Source organism: Fictibacillus sp. 26RED30 (assembly GCF_015903845.1).
Taxonomy (GTDB): Bacteria; Bacillota; Bacilli; order Bacillales; family Fictibacillaceae; genus Fictibacillus; species Fictibacillus phosphorivorans.
Map to the genome: position 1 here is coordinate 375,049 of NZ_JACZDV010000002.1, position 17,357 is coordinate 392,405.

Here is a 17,357-nt window from a genome sequence, read left to right on the forward strand (position 1 = left end):
TTTTTTATTGCTATCTTATTCGTACAACTTATATTTTCCAGCTAGCTTCTCAACGCGTGATTCTGCATCCTTCAATACCGATTCGTCCTCGATGTTTTTCAATACAGACGCCATGATAGACGCGATCTCGTCCATATCTTCTTCAACAAAACCACGTGATGTAACAGCAGCCGTTCCGATACGGATACCGCTCGTTACGAACGGACTTTCTTTATCAAACGGAATCGTGTTCTTATTCACTGTGATTCCGATATCATCTAATGCTTTTTCAGCCACTTTTCCTGTTAGTGCAAGTTCACTCACATTGATCAGAATCAAGTGATTGTCTGTACCATCAGAAACGATAGTAATGCCTTCTTTTTTCAAAGATTCTGCTAAGCGCTTCGCGTTCTTCACGATCTGCTCTGCGTAGCTCTTGAACTCATCTGTTAACACTTCACCAAACGATACCGCTTTTGCTGCGATAACGTGCATCAAAGGACCACCTTGGATGCCAGGGAAGATCGATTTATCAATTTTTTTCGCGAATTCTTCTTTACAAAGAATCATACCGCCACGAGGACCGCGAAGTGTTTTATGTGTAGTCGTTGTTACAAAATCTGCATAAGGAACTGGATTTTGGTGAAGGCCTGCTGCCACAAGTCCTGCGATGTGGGCCATGTCCACCATTAGGTAAGCTTCAACTTCATCAGCGATCTCGCGGAACTTTGCAAAATCAATCGCACGCGGATACGCGCTCGCTCCAGCTACGATCAGCTTTGGACGGTGCTCTAGTGCTTTTTGACGAACATCTTCGTAATCGATAACATTCTTCTCTGCATCTACGCCATATTCCACAAAGTTATATTGAATGCCAGAAAAGTTAACGGCACTTCCGTGTGTTAAGTGACCGCCATGAGAAAGGTTCATACCAAGAACAGTGTCGCCTTGCTCGAGAATCGTAAAGTATACAGCCATGTTTGCTTGTGCACCTGAGTGAGGTTGAACGTTAGCATGCTCAGCACCAAAGATTTGCTTGGCGCGGTCTCTTGCTAAGTTTTCAACAACATCCACATGTTCACATCCGCCGTAATAGCGTTTGGACGGGTAGCCTTCTGCATATTTATTCGTAAGTACAGAGCCTTGCGCTTCCATTACGGCTTGACTTACAAAGTTTTCAGAAGCAATCAATTCAATTTTCGTACGCTGGCGGTGCAATTCATCCATGATGGATTGGTAGACTTCTTGATCAGCTGTTTTCAAATGGTTCAATTTCGCTTCCCCCTTACCTTATGTGAAAAATAATTATGATTGTAACATACCCCTCTATCTTACACGTTAAAGCTTTAAGTTGTAAGAGGAAATGCACAAGTGTGAAAATTCATTTTATTTGATAGGGATGAACATGGTATGATGATACATAATAGAGAGAAAGAGCTATTTATAAGGGGTGTAATCAACATGATGAAGAAGTGGTTTGGAGCGAGTCTCCTTATTTTTGTACTAGCTTTGGCTGGCTGCAGCGAAGAAAAAGCAAAGCCTGAAGCAAAGGAAAAAGTAGAAACGCGAGATAACGAAGATCAAAGCACAACGGATGATCTTGCTGGACAACAAGCCGAGATCATTAAGAACATGGAAGAAAAAGCCGTTCAGTTAGATCCAAAAGCGCTTGAAGCAGACCCAAAAACATATGAAGAAAAAATCATTAAAGCAACTGGGAAAGTTTTAACGGATAACGAAAAAGGAATGGGCGGAAGCTTTGAGTTCCAAGTTGGAGAAACAAAATTTAGAGTGATGAACTTTACGATGGGCAGCGGATTTGAAAAAGGTTCTGAGGTCACAGTATTCGGAAACGTTAAGACAGGTAAGGATGCTAAGACCGGACTTCCGCTGATCAACGCAACATATATCAACTAAGAAACAAAGAGCGGAATCAGTCTCCGCTCTCTTTTTTATGTTTATTTTGAAAATCATGAAGGGCTTTATATTGCGTCTGCACCGTGTCAGATAAAGACTGATAAAGTTGAAACAGCTCTTCGTAGATTGTCTTGTGATCGGGATTAGGCGTAATTTCTTCGTACTGCTTCGTTTCAACAGGCGCTTCTTCTAACGTTTTCGTTTCACCGATCGCGAATCGGCCGAGCAAGACCGCTCCTAAACACGAGCTCTCCGTATGTTCAGGAATACTCACTTTCGTTTGAAAAATATCTGCTAATATCTGTTTCCAAAGCGGCGAGTTCGTAAAGCCCCCAGTTGCAAAGATCTTCACTTCCATGTCTGCCACTTGACCTTTTATTAGTGAGTACACGCTGAATAAGTTAAGAATCGTCCCTTCGAGCACAGCGCGCACCATATGATTATGATTATGGCGAAGTGTCAGCCCAATAAACGATGCTTTTGCCTGTGCATCCCATAATGGTGCTCGTTCTCCTGTCAGATAAGGCAGGAAAACTAAGCCTTCTGCACCCGGCTGTATCTGTTCGGCATCTCTAGACAGCTTTTCATGGACCGCACTGTCACTGTCTTTTTGCAAGATATCATGAATCCATTGAAACGCGATTCCACCGTTGTTTACCGGTCCGCCTGATACCCAATGATTTTCCGTGAGCGGATAACAGAACGTGCGGCCATCTGTATCAAGTATTGGTGTAGCTGAGGTAGTTCGAATCGCACCGCTCGTACCTATCGTTACCGCAACATCTCCAGGTGAGATCGCGCCGACACCAAGGTTAGACAACGGACCGTCCGTTGCACCGATCACCACTTTTACAAAGGAATCGAGACCCGATTTCTTCGTGAGAACGTCAGATAATTGCTCCCAATAATACGTGGATGGTTGCAATGTCGGAAGTTTTTCTGATGTGACATCTGCAAGTTTCAACGCTTCTTCATCCCACGTTTTTGTATGCATGTTCCAAAGGCCTGTCGCTGCGGCTGATGCGTGATCTGTCTTCCACTCACCGAACCAACGAAACAGTATGTAATCTTTAATGCCAACAAATCTTGCTGCTTTCTGAAAAATATCGGGACGATCATTTTTTAACCACTGCAATTTAAAAAGAGGTGTCATCGGATGCTGCGGGACACCGGTCCGTTTATAAAGTTCAACTGCTTCATCACCGTAATCTGATTTAAAAGCTGCCACATACGGTTCACTTCGAATATCAGCCCATGTGATGCTGTTTGTAAGGGGTGTCCCCTCGGGATCTACTACGATTAGTGAATGCATAGCTGTGCTAAATGAAATAAAACCGATCTTACACGCGAGATCTCCACTTTTTCGCACTGTTTCTCTTAGCGATTCATTCACTGCTTCATAAATTTCATCCGGCTTCTGCTCTGCAGCTCCTGGTTCTTCCGACAGCAACGGGTAATTTTTTGAATGATGTGCGACAGCCGCTCCTTTTTCATCAAAAAGAACAACCTTCGTACTTGTTGTACCAATATCTATTCCGATCGCATAATTTCTCAAGCTCTCTTTCTCCTTTCACATAAAGAAGGAAGCAAACATAGTATGCCCTTCCTAAACAATGCCCGATTCTACTTTGACTCATTCATCATACTATTCAGACCAGAAAGAATCACTTAATATAGATGTAAAATGAATGCTTCTTTTGTTAAGGAAACCAGATTAGAGGAGATGGATAACGATGACTAGTTTTAAAATTCGTCCAGTTGATTTAGAGGATGTAGATCAGTTAAAGGGTATGATGCATCGTTACATTGTTGATTTTTATAAAGGAAAAACTCCTGAGGGATCAAAGTTGGAGGATCATATCAAGCATCTGCTATCTTCAGATGAAGCAGGAACTCAATTTGTTGCTGAGACAGAGGATGGCCGATTAGCGGGATTCGCAACCCTCTACTTTTCGTTCAGTACGATCCGGCTGCAGAAGATCGCCATATTGAACGATCTTTTTGTAGATGCTGAATTCCGTGGTGCTGGTTTAGGAGAAAAACTGTTTTTGCATGTGCTGGAATACACGAAAAAGGAAGGCTACGCTTACATGAGTTGGCAAACCGCGATTGATAACACGTCTGCACAAGCTCTTTACAAGAAGATGGGCGGAAAAAACATCAATTCAGAGTGGATTCATTACGAGATTGAACATAATTAAATAAGAATGAATCCACGAGTTTTGGCTTGGAATCCACAAGTTTGGGTGTTTTATCCACGAGTTTTGCCTCTGAATCCAAAAGTTTTGGCAGTTTATCCTCGAGTCTACAATCCTCGACACGTTACGACAACCTGTCATCGTTGCAAGGCACGACTACAATAGAAAAAAGCCCTCACCAGGAGGGCTTTCCACGAATTAAAAACACCTTATGTCTTCTTTACTCGGATACACCGCGCGTTCACCGCCGATTAACTTCGGACGTGTCTTCGCCAACGTTACGTGTGCGGCGCCGACCTTTTTCACTTCACTGCGAACCGGCACGGCCACATGCTTCAAGTGCATGCCGATAAAGGTGTCACCGATGTCGATGCCTGCGTCGGCTTTTATATATTCAACGATCACGGGTTCATTCATATGGTGGTAGGCATGTGTTGCCAACGCACCTCCAGCTGATCGCGCTGGAACGACCCGCACTTCTTCATAGCCTCGTCGTTCTGCTTCTTCGCGCTCGATGACAAGCGCACGGTTCAAGTGTTCACAGCATTGCACGGCTAGTGCCACGCCTGTTTCCTCTTGAAACGCTAAGATACCACGGTAAAGTGCACCCGCTGTATCCATGGTGCCTGAGGTGCCAATTCGTTCACCAATTACTTCGCTCGTGCTTGCGCCTACTACTAATAATTGTGAAGGTCTTAATTGTGCATGCTTTTGCAGATCTTGCAAAACATTCAGGACTTGGTCTTGAATTTGTTGGAGCTCATCGCTCATGAGATGGTCTTCCCTTCATTTTATAGGTTTATAGCTTTATTGCTATTGGCCTTCATATTGAGAGATTTTATCTACACGGCGACCGTGACGTCCGCCTTCATATTCTGTCGTCAGCCATACTTTTGCGATTTCGAGTGCGAGACCCGGCCCGATGACACGTTCACCCATTGCAAGTACATTGCTGTCATTATGCTGTCTTGTAGCTTTTGCGCTGAATAGATCATGAACAAGCGCACAGCGGATTCCTTTGACTTTGTTCGCTGCGATGCTCATTCCAATGCCCGTACCGCAGATTAGAATTCCGCGATCAGCTTCACCGTTTGCTACTTTTTCTGCTACAGGAATCGCATAGTCTGGATAGTCTACAGATGTGTCGCATTCACAGCCAACATCCTCCACTTGCATACCCAGTTCTTCAATCATGCTGATTATTTCTTTTCTTAATTCAACTCCGGCGTGATCTGATCCAATTGCTACTTTCATGTTGTGTGCACCTGCTCTCTCATACTTTTTTTCATTATATGCTGTCCCCATTCCCTATTCAATGTCACTCCTAGGCAATTTAGGACAGCCTTACTCCATTTTGTCTTACTACTTCTTGCTATCGTCTTTTTTCATTAGTTTTTCAATAAGCGCTTCAATCTCATCTCTTGTTTCTTGGTAAAGATGAAGCGGTCCACCGAAAGGATCTGTAATGTCTATAGAAGGTACTTCACTTTCTAGCTTCATCCTTCTTTCAACGAGCGGCCGAACTTCCCTTTCAAACGCCTGTCTCACTTCTTCATCCGCAGAATCCTTAGACATGTATTGAAGCTTCAGCATCTCGATCTCTGTGTAGAGCTCATAGATCTCTTCAATCTTCTTCTGCTCATCGTCGTCAAGAACATACTCTTTTAATGTATACGTCTTATTCACCGCATCTGGCCAACGTCCGACGAGCGCATGCTTGTGGCTCTCGGTCATCGTTAAGATAAGGTCTGCCCACTCGATCAAATAATCGGACACGCCTTGTGACTGATGACTTTCTTTAATACTTCTTTCTGAAAGAGCTTGTGTCGCGTTCGAACTCATCACGGCACCGTTTCCAGCAAATACACCAGCTGATTTAACGTTGAACTTACCTTTTCCTTTTTTGCGTAAAATGGCCTCAGCCATCGGACTGCGACACGTATTGCCTGTACAAATAAATAAAACATTCATGGTGAATTCACCTCATATTCTATCTTTCCCTATTTTTCTATAGGTTAACGCTCTTATTAGTAAGTATATCATCGTATTAGTGAATTAAAAATATAGGAAGTTTCTTCGTTTTTCGAAGATTTTAGTTTCATTATCAGTAACTAGATCATAGGTGAATGAACTTGAAAAGATTCACTTTTTACTTTCAATTCGGGCAAGTGCGGTTAAAATACTTTTCTGACTTCATAGACAAGTTGATTGGAACGCAAGGTGCGAGACTCCTGGGGGATCAAGTGGGACAGTTCAAAAAGTGGAAGTGGGTTGTTCAGCCCCGACAAGCAAAAGGTGAATGGGTTGGAAGACGCACTTTGCCTTCTGATCCATTTAACTTTTGACCTCGAGGGGCTAGCCACTGTAACTAGACAGGTGAGACTCTCAATGGCGCGTAGCGACGAGAGGCTCACCGCCCGCCCCCCGGAAAGCGAGCATCCTGGAGTGGAGATCAACCACTTGCAACAACATGATTTACTAAATACTTTAAAACGGAAACAGAATCTTCACCCCAAAAGCAAGCAGGATGCAGCCGCCGAACGCTTCTCCATACGAGCCGAGCCACTTCTGCACTTTTTTTCCCATCATCAACCCTGCCCACGTTAAGATCATGCTCATCATTCCGAACATCACAATGGTTAGCCATGTTTTTGCTCCATAGATCCCTAAAGATAACCCAACTGAAAAACTATCTAACGAAGCACTCAACGCAAAGACGAATAGACCAAACCCAACCGGACGCACGAACGGTTCATCATCATTTGAAAAGGACGACCGAATCATCGTAACACCTAGGATAACGAGCAAAATCCCACCGATAATGGCTGCGATACCTCCAAAATGCACAGAGATCTGTTTACCGATCGACATTCCAGCGAGCGGCATGAGCATATGAAAAAGCCCTATCGTTATTCCTATTTTCATAATTTGTTTGAATCGAAGTGATAACATCCCCATCCCTAGGCCGATCGAAAAAGCGTCCATACCTAGGGCAACAGACATAAACAAAAGTGTCATCCATTCTCCCATGGTTGCCAAATAGTTCCCACTCCCTTAACCATCATACTTTCAGACTATGCATGTCTACTTTTAAAAAGACTAAAAAACAAACAAGCTGTTGAACGGATGAAAAAATGAACTCTTTACCGCTTTAGAGGAAGGGATAATGTGATTTATATCGTATATAAAAGGAAGTGAATCTGTACGTAAAGGAGAGGAACAAGCATGGTCCATAACGCATCGGCCATTACGAAAAATGAAAAAGACATGTGGCGATCGTCACCATTCCCGACTGGCCTTTCACGCCAAAAAAGCATGACTTTTCGATGTATGAAGCATAATGAAGATCTCATTATGACCGAGAGCGAAGGTGAACTGTTTGACTTGTTTGGCCTCAAACGAGAAAACGTACTGCAAAAGAGGATAGAAGACATCTTTCCTAAAGAGATGGCAGACTTTAAAAAAGAAATGTACGAAAGAGCACTAAAAGGAGAGAGCCTTACGTACGAATCTGAGCTGAACGGCATTCCTTTTCTAGCTGCGATCGGACCTATTTATAAAAGCGATGGTACCGTTTCTGAGGTTTATGGATTCTGTGTCGATCTGACAGAGAGAGTATCTGTTGAGACTCAGCTCGCCGAAAGTGAACAGCGTTTTCGATCCTTGATGGATCATAACATCGATGCTCTTTTTTCACTGGACCTCGAAGGCAAGTTTACGACGGTCAATAAAGCGTGTACGACATTGAGCGGTTATAGTGAGACGGAGCTTTTGAACATGACTTTTAATCCGTTCATGATGCCTGACCGAAGAGCCGCTGCGATCGATCAGTTTAAGGATGCGCTAAACGGCCAATCCAAAATGTATGAAACGCGAATTCAGCAAAAGAACGGTGGAACGCGTCAGATCATGTTCACCCTTACCCCGATCATCGTGCTCAATAAAGTTCTCGGTGTTTTCGGGATCGCTAAAGACGTAACCGCAAAACGAGAAGCGGAAAAAGAACTTCGAGAAACAAAGGACCTGCTGGAATCTGTTATCTATCATTCTAGTGACGCGATTTCGGTCGTCCACTTAACCGACTACTCTGTAAAAGTGAACCCTGCGTTTGAATTTATATACGGATGGTCTCAAGACGAGCTCAACAACCTGACTTCACACATCCTTCCCGTAGTACCTGAAGATAAAGAAGCTGAATCCGAAAGACTGATGACGATCGTCAAGCATGGAGGATATGTAAAAGGTGTAGAGACTATACGATTGACGAAGTGTGGCAAACGATTAAATGTAAGCCTTTCCTTAAGCCCCATTTATGGCGAAAACGGTGAAGTCGTCGCACTTTCTGCGATCTCAAGAGATATTACGGATAAAAAATTAAAAGAAAAAGCGTTGAAAGAAAGCGAAGAAAAGTATCGAATCATTGCTGAGAACACGACTGATCTAGTAGGTGTCGTTGACCTAGAAGGAAACGTCAAATATGTATCTCCTTCAAATCGTCTCTTACTGGGCTTTGATCCTTCGCTTTATGATGGAAAAAAGATTCAAGGATTCTTTCATTCAGATGACCGGGCAAAAGTAAGAATGGCGATGAACGAGATGGTTCAAACGCAAAAGCCTGTGAAGTTTGAAGTTCGATGCAAGCACGCACACGGACACTGGGTAACCCTTGAAGCGAACGCGACCCCTATCGCAAACGATTCTGATCAGCCTGACTCGTTCGTTGTTGTTGCACGCGACCTAACCGAACGAAAAAAGACAGAAGAAATGCTAAGAAAATCTGACAAGCTCTCTGTACTCGGCCAGCTTGCCGCTGGTGTTGCGCATGAGATCCGCAACCCGCTCACCTCGATTCGCGGTTTTTTACAGCTTCTGCAGTCTAGAGCGTCAGAGAATGAGGATTATTACGAGATCATGCTTTCAGAGATCGATCGAATCAACAGCATCGTCGGAGAGTTTATGCTACTCGCCAAACCGCAAGCGATGAACTTTACACAAACCGACCTTCGCCAATTGTTGCGACACGTTATATCGATTCTTGATACACAGGCGATTTTAACGAATGTCCAGATCTATTTCGAGAGTGAACCAGATCTGCCCGAAATATGGTGTGTTGACAATCAGATCAAGCAAGTATTTGTGAACATGCTAAAAAACGCGATCGAAGCGATGCCAACCGGCGGCTCTGTACATATTCATTTAAAGAGAGAAGGCGGATATGTAGTCGCTTCTTTCATCGACCATGGCTGCGGGATTTCAGAAGAACGTCTGCCAACCTTGGGCGAACCGTTTTATACTACAAAAGAAAAAGGTACCGGCCTCGGCCTCATGATCTGTTACAAAATCGTAGAGAACCACCACGGTAAAATCTTGATCAACAGCAAGATTGATGAAGGAACGACCTTTTCGATCCTGCTTCCGATCGATAAAAACAAGCCAGCGTCTTAAGTAGACGCTGGCTTGTTTTTTTATATTTGGACGCTTGGTGTAGCCTCTATTTGTCGAAAATCGGATAAAAATTTTTATCTACGGATATATTGCTCTTAATTACGGATATATTTGGGATTACCTCGTAATTATTATGAATTACCTCGTAATTATCTTTAAAAGAGGCGTTCAGAATACGTTGAAGTTAGTGTCGCTGCCTTACTTTTGGTACTTCATAGTTTTTTGAACAAAAAAACTCTGATCCAATCAATAAACATTGAATCAGAGCCTTAATTCTACTCTTTAATGATATTTCCACCGGCCGATTTTTCAAGTCTGTTCATAATCGCGACTCCAACGCCTGTTTTCGGAAAAACCTCTCCGAAAATCTGATTTACACCCGCTTCGTTAAATGCGCGTAACGCTTCGTATAGATGTTGAGCCACCGTTTCAGGATTGGAACGATTGCCAGCTGGAATTACACAATCCGCTTTATAAACACCAGCTCTTTCTTCTGTCGTCAGAATTCCAATCCGTTTTCCTGCTTCGCGTTCTTTATCCACAAGTTTCTGCAAAAACTCCTGGCTTCCATCCACAAGAACGAACGGTGCGTCAGGTGCATAGTGTGTATATTTCATACCTGGCGATTTAGGCACATGCTTTTCGTTTTCTAATCCCGGATCAACAACGACACGACCTGCACCCACTACTTTTTCAAGCTTTTCTATCGTTATTCCACCAGGTCTTAAAATCGTGACAAGGTCATCTGTACATTCCACGACCGTAGATTCTACGCCAACACCTGTTGAACCGCCATCCACAATGCCCGGAATCCTACCCTTCAGATCTTCATATACATGCTGAGCTGAAGTGGGGCTTGGTTTTCCAGAAAGGTTCGCGCTTGGTGCTGCAAGTGGAACATCCGAAGCTGCGATGACAGCGAGCGCAATCTCGTGGTCCGGCATCCTTACAGCAACTGTGGATAACCCAGCGGTTACTCGTTCACTAACGTTTTCTCCTTTTGGTAATACAATCGTTAAAGGTCCCGGCCAAAAAGCATCCATCAATTTCTGAGCGGTATGTGAAACAGAAGAAACGAGACCTTCCAGTTGCGAGTTATCTGAGATATGAACGATCAGAGGGTTATCACTCGGTCTTCCCTTCGCTTCAAAAATGCGTTTGATGGCGTCGTCGCTTCTCGCATTTCCAGCCAATCCGTAGACCGTTTCTGTTGGGATAGCGACTACTTCGTTCTTATTTATCCACAGGGAAGCTTGAATAATATGTGGATGATTTACTAAAGATTTTTCTGTTTTATCCACAGGCCAGCGTTCCGTTTGGAATGATTTCATATGATAAATCCTTTCTATTACTCAGGCCGACATGATATGAAAAGGTCGATTACAAAACTTTTATATCCACAGAGTTATACACAATTTGTCGGAAATTGTGGACAACTTGTTGACAAACACTTGTTAATCCAGTGCATATGCTAAAAGTTCTGCTCCTGATGTTGCGTTATTTTTTATATGATCCGCACTCTTAATGTGTGGAGGCACTTTATCTTTAGGAATCGTTTTAAAAGAAAGTTGCTCAAACATGTGCACAGCTTTCGTAAGTAAATAAAGGGTTTCGACTCCTTTATCTTTTGAGTATACCAAAATTTTATCAATGAGTTTAAGCAGAAGCGTCTCTGAGGAATATTTCTGCTTCAGTACGAAAGAACGGAGCAAGCCGTCGTTTCCGATTCTCTCCAAACCTACCGTACCGATTGTCTCACCCTGATCGTTTACAACCACTAAATAATTTTCGATGCTGTCTTTGATCCCTTCAGACTGAAGTCCAGCTTTTCCGACTAGCTGTAACAGATCTTTTGCTTCGTGTTGCATAGCCTGCCTTAAAATAATCGTCATCACTAACTCCCCTATTCCTATATAATTTCAGCCTTCATTCAGCTGTTTTTCACCTTCATCGCAAAAATCATTTTAAAAAAGAAGGCTAACCACCACTCGGTCACCTTCTTCATTTTCTATAATCTATGAAAATAGGGAGGAAAATATGCACATTTTACGAGAATAAGGAACCTACAAAGCTGAAGAGGCTATCAAATAGTTCTACCACAAAGAATTTCGTTTCGATTTCCTCAGCTTCATCTGCTTGATCCGCTTGATCTGCACCTGCATCAGTAGCCGTATCTACTACATCACCTTTACCATCTTTGTTCTCTTTTACTGCATCACCATTTTCAAAGTCTAAGAAGCATAATGGAGGAAAAAGTACACACCACCAGTTCTTCCCTTCACCTTCACCAAGTGTAATTAGGACCGCTTCATATTGACCTGCTGGATAGATGAAGTCACCGTACATTTTAGTAGGAAAAGCCACTTTGTTTAATTCTACAGAAAACGTCTTCTCAAGGCCGGCTTCATCCAGCTTATGTTGAACGATTTTTTCGATCGTTGGCAGTTGTTTACGAATGATCTCACGTGCTTCTGAAATCGTAGATAACTCATCCACCCAAGTTGTGATCTGGGCGTTCACTTCGTCACGGATCTCACGCTTCAGTTTCTGGTCAGCATCCGTATTGCTGTTTGCTAGAATGCGAAGCCTGATCGACTCTTCCGGTATTTTAACAGAGGCGTTCATTGTTGCGTTCGCCACCTTGGTTTGTGTTTCAAAAAATAAGAACATCACCGCTAAAGAGATAAGAACTAGAATAAAGAAATGATTGCGTTTTTTCATTGTTTTTTCCTCCCCCGTCGTATCTAACCACAGTTTGGACACGGTGGGATTTTTTCATACTAGTAATCTACTAAATTTCGTTCTGTCTGATTCGACATTCGTTAAAAGTGGTTGATTTCCGTTACAGATGCTCGCTTTCCGGGGGGCGTGCGGTGAGCCACCTAGCGCTCTGCACTGTTAGGTGTCTCACCTGTCCCGCTGATCCCCCAGGAGTCTCGCATCTTTCACTTCAATCAACTTTTCAAAGATGTGGGAGAGTAAGACCTGAAGAAAGTCTTTTCAAAGACAACCAAACAGGAGAAAAATTTACCAACTTGCATACTGATTATATTTCTGTTAACTTAAATGTGTAAACGGTTACATATTAATTTTAGAGGAGGCGGAAATTTGGTTACTATTCGTGATGTGGCAAAGAAATCAGGTGTATCGGTTGCGACGGTATCTCGCGTTTTGAATGCGAATGGATACGTTCATGAAGATACGCGGAAAAAAGTAATGGCTGCCGTTGAAGAGCTCAAGTACAGCCCAAATGAAGTTGCCCGCTCCCTCTATAAAAAGAAATCCAAACTGGTCGGCTTGTTGCTGCCGGACATCACGAACCCCTTCTTTCCACAGCTGGCAAGAGGTGTGGAAGATGAGATGCAAAAAGGCGGTTATCGTATTCTTTTTGGAAACAGTGATGAGAATGCGGAAAAAGAGCTCGATTATTTGAACACGTTTACTCAGAACAATGTAGTCGGCATCATCTCAGCCACCAACAATAAAGCAAAGAACAACTATAAAAACCTGTCCATTCCCGTAGTCTTTCTAGACCGAACTTCAAGTGATTATCCATCGGTCTATGCGGATGGAAAAGAAGGCGGAAGAATAGCTGCAGAAGAGATCGTAAAAAGAGGCAGCAAGCGGATCACGATCTTAAAAGGTCCCGCGCACATCCAGCCAGCTCAAGACCGTTTTCAAGGCGCGTTAGAAGTGTTAAGTCAATCGAACATTGATTTTCATGTGATGTCGACGACTTCTTTTGCCTTTGAAGATGCAGAAAAATGGGCGAAAGAACTTTTTGCAACGTATCCTGATACAGATGGTGTGTTAGCGAGCAATGATATTGTGGCCACAGCCGTCTTACATGAAGCTCTTCGTCTCGGAAAATCAATTCCGGATGAACTGCAGATCATAGGGTTTGATGACATTCCACAAAGCAGTTTGTTGTTCCCTTCCCTTTCTACCATCCGCCAACCGGCTTATGAGATGGGAAAAGAAGCGGCACAGCTGCTTGTGAAGATTATCAATCAAGAAAAGATTCAACAACAGCAAGTCCAACTGCCTGTTACATTTATAGATCGAAACACAACAAGAAAGGTTGATACAAATGGTTAAAATTGTAGTCATCGGAAGCTCTTCGATGGATCTCGTCGTGACATCTGACCAACGTCCAGGAGCAGGAGAAACGGTTTTAGGACGTTCATTTAAAACCGTACCTGGAGGAAAAGGAGCGAACCAAGCAGTAGCAGCTGCTCGTCTTGGTGCAGAGGTTTACATGATCGGATGTGTGGGCGACGATCATTATGGAACAGCGATTCTAGAAAATTTTAAACAAAACGGTGTTGATGTAACGAATGTGGAACCGGTTACAGATACAGAGAGCGGTACAGCTCATATCATTTTAGCTGAAGGTGATAACAGCATCGTCGTTGTTAAAGGCGCGAACGATCTTGTAACTCCTCATTATGTGAAGAAATCAGAATCGCTCATCAAACAAGCGGATATGGTGCTCATTCAACAAGAGATTCCGGAAGAAACGGTTGAATATGTAAGTGAGCTTTGCAAAGAGCTTGATATTCCGTTGTTATTGAATCCAGCACCTGCTCGCCCACTCTCTAAAAAAGTGATCGACTCGGCAAGCTATATTACACCGAACGAACATGAAGCTGCTGTTCTTTTCGATGGCCGATCAACAGAGTCAGCACTGAAACAGTATCCGAACAAAGTAATTATTACAGAGGGAAAAGAAGGCGCTCGTTATTTTGATGGTAAAAAAGAGATCACCGTTCCTTCTTACACCGTAGAGGCGATAGATACGACCGGTGCGGGAGATACGTTCAATGCCGCATTAGCCGTTGCTTTAGCAGAAGGAAAAAGCATCACTGAAAGTTTGCAGTTTGCTAACCGAGCCGCTTCCCTATCCGTTACAAAGTTCGGTGCTCAAGGCGGCATGCCGAATCGATCGGAAGTGGAGGAATGTCTATGAAACGACATGGTATCTTAAACAGTCATATCTCTAAAGTATTAAGTGATCTCGGACACACCGATCTTATCGTGATCGCTGATGCTGGCCTTCCGATTCCTAGCGATGTTCCGCGAATTGATCTCGCACTTACGCTAGGTGTACCGAGCTTCTCGGATGTTGTTTCCGCTGTATCAAATGATATGGTCGTAGAACAAGTGATTCTCGCGATTGAAATAAAAGAGAATAACGAAAAGACTTTACGATTTATGGACGAGACTTTCTCTGAAACAGAAAAAAAATTCGTTTCTCATGAAGCGTTTAAACAATTAATAAAGCAGGCGAAAGTAGTCATTCGAACTGGTGAAGTCACTCCGTATGCGAACTGTATCCTGCAAGCAGGTGTAATCTTCTAAAAAGAGGTGATCGTGTTGCACATTCAAATGAACGACATATATAAAGCATTTGGTGCCAATCAAGTCTTATCAGGTGTTGACTTCGACCTTCAATCAGGCGAAGTGCACGCCTTAATGGGTGAAAATGGCGCAGGAAAATCTACATTGATGAACATTTTGACCGGTCTTCATAAAAGAGATTCAGGAACCATCCGAATCGATGGAAAAGAACGATATTTTGATAACCCGAAAGAAGCCGAGAAGCACGGGGTCGCGTTCATACACCAAGAATTGAATGTATGGCCAGACATGACCGTGCTTGATAACCTTTTTATCGGAAAAGAGCTGCGGTCACCGTTCGGTCTATTAAAAACAAAAGAAATGAAAGCGTTGGCAAAAAAGCAATTTGAAAAGTTAGCCGTTACCATTCCACTTGAAAAAGACGCAGGACTCTGTTCAGTTGGTGAACAGCAGATGATCGAGATCGCGAAGGCGCTTATGACAAACGCCAAAGTCATCATTATGGATGAGCCTACTGCTGCCCTTACAGAGCGTGAGATCGAAAAATTGTTTGACGTGATCAACGCTCTACGAAAAGAAGGTGTGTCGATCGTTTACATCTCACACCGCATGGAAGAGATCTTCGCGATTTGTGACCGTATTACGGTGATGAGAGATGGTAGAACGGTTGATACGAAAGCGATCTCAGAGACTAGCTTTGATGAAGTGGTACGCAAGATGGTCGGCCGCGAGCTTACAGATCGCTTTCCAGAGCGAAATCCACAAGTTGGTGAGACCGTTTTAGAAGTAAGAAACGCGACGAGAAATGGAATCTTTGAAAATATTAATTTTTCCGTAAGAGCCGGTGAGATCGTTGGCGTTTCAGGCCTTATGGGTGCAGGTCGTACGGAGATCATGCGCGCATTATTCGGTCTCGATCAGCTTGATTCTGGCGAGATCTGGGTTGGTGGTCAGAAGGTTTCTATTAAAAACCCTTACGAAGCCGTAAAACGCGGGATCGGTTTTATCACAGAAGATAGAAAGAACGAGGGCTTGGTTCTCGACTTTTCAATACGTGAAAACATGGCACTGCCGAACTTACGAAGTTTTTCTAAAAATGGCGTGATCGATTATAAAACAGAGTCTGACTTTGTTGACATGCTCATCAAACGTTTACAGATCAAGACCGAATCGAGCGAAACGAACACCAAGAACCTTTCCGGAGGGAACCAGCAAAAAGTTGTAATAGCAAAATGGGTTGGAATCGGACCTAAAGTATTGATATTGGACGAGCCAACAAGAGGTGTTGACGTTGGTGCAAAGCGTGAGATCTATCAGTTGATGAACGAACTTACCGATCGTGGTGTAGCGATTATCATGGTCTCGTCAGAACTTCCAGAAGTTCTTGGCATGAGTGATCGCATTCTTGTTGTTCACGAAGGACAGATCAGTGGTGAGCTCACGAAGAGCGAAGCGACTCAAGAAAGAATTATGACATATGCAACGGGAGGACAATAAAATGAAAACGTCACCGGCGAAAGTAAATCATGTAGAAAATTTGATGCAAAAACTTGGACCTCTATTAGGACTGCCGATTCTCGTAACGATTGTATCGATCCTTAATCCTAGTTTTCTAGAACCCCTTAACTTATTAAACTTGCTGCGCCAAGTCGCAATCAACGCATTGATCGCTTTTGGTATGACATTCGTTATTCTAACGGGCGGAATCGACTTATCTGTTGGTGCCATTCTCGCATTATCGAGTGCACTGATGGCGGGGATGATCGTATCTGGCGTCGATCCGATGTTAGCGATCTTGATCGGATGTTTGCTAGGTGCTGCAATGGGTGCGATCAACGGCCTATTGATCACAAAAGGAAAAATGGCTCCATTTATCGCTACACTCGCAACGATGACCATTTTCCGTGGACTGACTCTCGTATATACGGATGGTAATCCGATAACGGGTCTTGGCGAAAGCTATATGTTCCAACTTTTTGGACGAGGCTATTTCTTAGGTATTCCGGTTCCGGCGATCACGATGATGCTTGCATTTGCAGCGTTTTGGGTGATCCTTCATAAAACACCGTTCGGAAGAAAAACGTATGCGATCGGTGGTAACGAGAAAGCCGCCATTATCTCAGGAATCAAAGTGACAAAAGTGAAAGTCATGATCTATTCACTAGCAGGGCTATTAGCAGCACTAGCTGGAGCGATTCTTACTTCACGTCTGAACTCTGCTCAACCGACTGCCGGCACATCGTATGAACTGGATGCGATCGCAGCAGTTGTTCTCGGTGGGACAAGCTTATCTGGTGGCCGCGGACTGATTGTGGGGACATTAATCGGTGCATTGATTATCGGAACGTTAAATAACGGTTTGAATTTATTAGGTGTATCATCATTCTTCCAAATGGTCGTAAAAGGAATCGTTATTTTGATTGCGGTATTGATCGACCGTAAAAAAGCAGCTTAGGA

At 43.4% G+C, this 17,357-nt stretch carries 17 protein-coding genes; 8 read left to right on the plus strand and 9 right to left on the minus strand.

The genetic code is table 11. The annotated features are described in order from the left end of the window. Window positions 1–15 precede the first annotated feature (15 nt). Window positions 16–1,251 (minus strand): serine hydroxymethyltransferase, encoded by a 1,236-nt coding sequence (glyA, locus tag IHV11_RS14595; RefSeq protein WP_197128297.1) that lies wholly within the window; start codon window positions 1,249–1,251, stop codon window positions 16–18. A gap of 189 nt (window positions 1,252–1,440) precedes the next feature. On the opposite strand from glyA, the gene IHV11_RS14600 reads away from it, so the two are divergent. Further along, complete coding sequence (locus IHV11_RS14600; RefSeq protein ID WP_197195290.1) at window positions 1,441–1,896, plus strand: hypothetical protein; 456 nt, start codon at window positions 1,441–1,443, stop codon at window positions 1,894–1,896. Between the two features lie 16 nt (window positions 1,897–1,912). On the opposite strand, the gene IHV11_RS14605 is transcribed toward IHV11_RS14600, so the two are convergent. After that, window positions 1,913–3,451 carry a gluconokinase gene (locus IHV11_RS14605; RefSeq protein WP_197195291.1) on the minus strand — a complete coding sequence of 513 codons (1,539 nt, stop codon included), beginning with the start codon at window positions 3,449–3,451 and terminating at the stop codon, window positions 1,913–1,915. 178 nt (window positions 3,452–3,629) lie between these two features. On the opposite strand from IHV11_RS14605, the gene IHV11_RS14610 reads away from it, so the two are divergent. Beyond that, on the plus strand, window positions 3,630–4,097 hold the full coding sequence (locus IHV11_RS14610) for a GNAT family N-acetyltransferase (protein ID WP_197195292.1): 468 nt from the start codon (window positions 3,630–3,632) through the stop codon (window positions 4,095–4,097). Between the two features lie 195 nt (window positions 4,098–4,292). Here IHV11_RS14610 and IHV11_RS14615 read toward each other — a convergent pair whose 3' ends face one another. The 4 genes from IHV11_RS14615 to IHV11_RS14630 all read right to left on the minus strand — a co-directional run bounded on the left by IHV11_RS14615 (window position 4,293) and on the right by IHV11_RS14630 (window position 7,124). Continuing rightward, a complete protein-coding gene (locus IHV11_RS14615; protein WP_197128294.1) occupies window positions 4,293–4,865 on the minus strand; it encodes a TIGR01440 family protein in 573 nt (190 codons plus the stop codon). Window positions 4,866–4,907: 42 nt separating this feature from the next. Continuing rightward, window positions 4,908–5,348 (minus strand): ribose 5-phosphate isomerase B, encoded by a 441-nt coding sequence (gene rpiB / locus IHV11_RS14620; protein WP_066398975.1) that lies wholly within the window; start codon window positions 5,346–5,348, stop codon window positions 4,908–4,910. A gap of 108 nt (window positions 5,349–5,456) precedes the next feature. Beyond that, window positions 5,457–6,065: a low molecular weight protein arginine phosphatase gene (locus tag IHV11_RS14625; protein ID WP_197128293.1), complete on the minus strand. Its 609-nt coding sequence runs from the start codon at window positions 6,063–6,065 to the stop codon at window positions 5,457–5,459. Between the two features lie 516 nt (window positions 6,066–6,581). Continuing rightward, window positions 6,582–7,124 (minus strand): manganese efflux pump MntP family protein, encoded by a 543-nt coding sequence (locus IHV11_RS14630; RefSeq protein WP_231618411.1) that lies wholly within the window; start codon window positions 7,122–7,124, stop codon window positions 6,582–6,584. A 195-nt stretch (window positions 7,125–7,319) separates the two neighbouring features. On the opposite strand from IHV11_RS14630, the gene IHV11_RS14635 reads away from it, so the two are divergent. Beyond that, complete coding sequence (locus tag IHV11_RS14635; protein WP_197195293.1) at window positions 7,320–9,539, plus strand: PAS domain S-box protein; 2,220 nt, start codon at window positions 7,320–7,322, stop codon at window positions 9,537–9,539. A 275-nt stretch (window positions 9,540–9,814) separates the two neighbouring features. Here IHV11_RS14635 and IHV11_RS14640 read toward each other — a convergent pair whose 3' ends face one another. The 3 genes from IHV11_RS14640 to spoIIR all read right to left on the minus strand — a co-directional run bounded on the left by IHV11_RS14640 (window position 9,815) and on the right by spoIIR (window position 12,260). Then, window positions 9,815–10,870 carry an L-threonylcarbamoyladenylate synthase gene (locus IHV11_RS14640; protein WP_197195294.1) on the minus strand — a complete coding sequence of 352 codons (1,056 nt, stop codon included), beginning with the start codon at window positions 10,868–10,870 and terminating at the stop codon, window positions 9,815–9,817. 123 nt (window positions 10,871–10,993) lie between these two features. Further along, window positions 10,994–11,431, minus strand: a complete 438-nt coding sequence (locus IHV11_RS14645) for a GNAT family N-acetyltransferase (protein ID WP_197195295.1) — start codon at window positions 11,429–11,431, stop codon at window positions 10,994–10,996. A 154-nt stretch (window positions 11,432–11,585) separates the two neighbouring features. After that, window positions 11,586–12,260, minus strand: coding sequence for a stage II sporulation protein R (gene spoIIR / locus IHV11_RS14650; RefSeq protein WP_197195296.1), 675 nt, complete (start codon window positions 12,258–12,260; stop codon window positions 11,586–11,588). Between the two features lie 387 nt (window positions 12,261–12,647). On the opposite strand from spoIIR, the gene IHV11_RS14655 reads away from it, so the two are divergent. The 5 genes from IHV11_RS14655 to rbsC are packed head-to-tail and all read left to right on the plus strand — an operon-like array spanning window position 12,648 to window position 17,355. Beyond that, window positions 12,648–13,637, plus strand: coding sequence for a LacI family DNA-binding transcriptional regulator (locus IHV11_RS14655; RefSeq protein ID WP_197195297.1), 990 nt, complete (start codon window positions 12,648–12,650; stop codon window positions 13,635–13,637). Next, window positions 13,630–14,508: a ribokinase gene (gene rbsK, locus IHV11_RS14660; protein ID WP_197195298.1), complete on the plus strand. Its 879-nt coding sequence runs from the start codon at window positions 13,630–13,632 to the stop codon at window positions 14,506–14,508. Before IHV11_RS14655 ends, rbsK begins: the two co-directional genes overlap by 8 nt. After that, a complete protein-coding gene (gene rbsD, locus IHV11_RS14665) occupies window positions 14,505–14,900 on the plus strand; it encodes a D-ribose pyranase (RefSeq protein WP_197195299.1) in 396 nt (131 codons plus the stop codon). The genes rbsK and rbsD overlap by 4 nt, the downstream gene beginning before the upstream one ends. Before the next feature lie 15 nt (window positions 14,901–14,915). Beyond that, on the plus strand, window positions 14,916–16,397 hold the full coding sequence (locus tag IHV11_RS14670; RefSeq protein ID WP_197195471.1) for a sugar ABC transporter ATP-binding protein: 1,482 nt from the start codon (window positions 14,916–14,918) through the stop codon (window positions 16,395–16,397). Window position 16,398: 1 nt separating this feature from the next. Continuing rightward, a complete protein-coding gene (gene rbsC / locus IHV11_RS14675) occupies window positions 16,399–17,355 on the plus strand; it encodes a ribose ABC transporter permease RbsC (RefSeq protein ID WP_197195300.1) in 957 nt (318 codons plus the stop codon). Window positions 17,356–17,357: the final 2 nt, after the last annotated feature.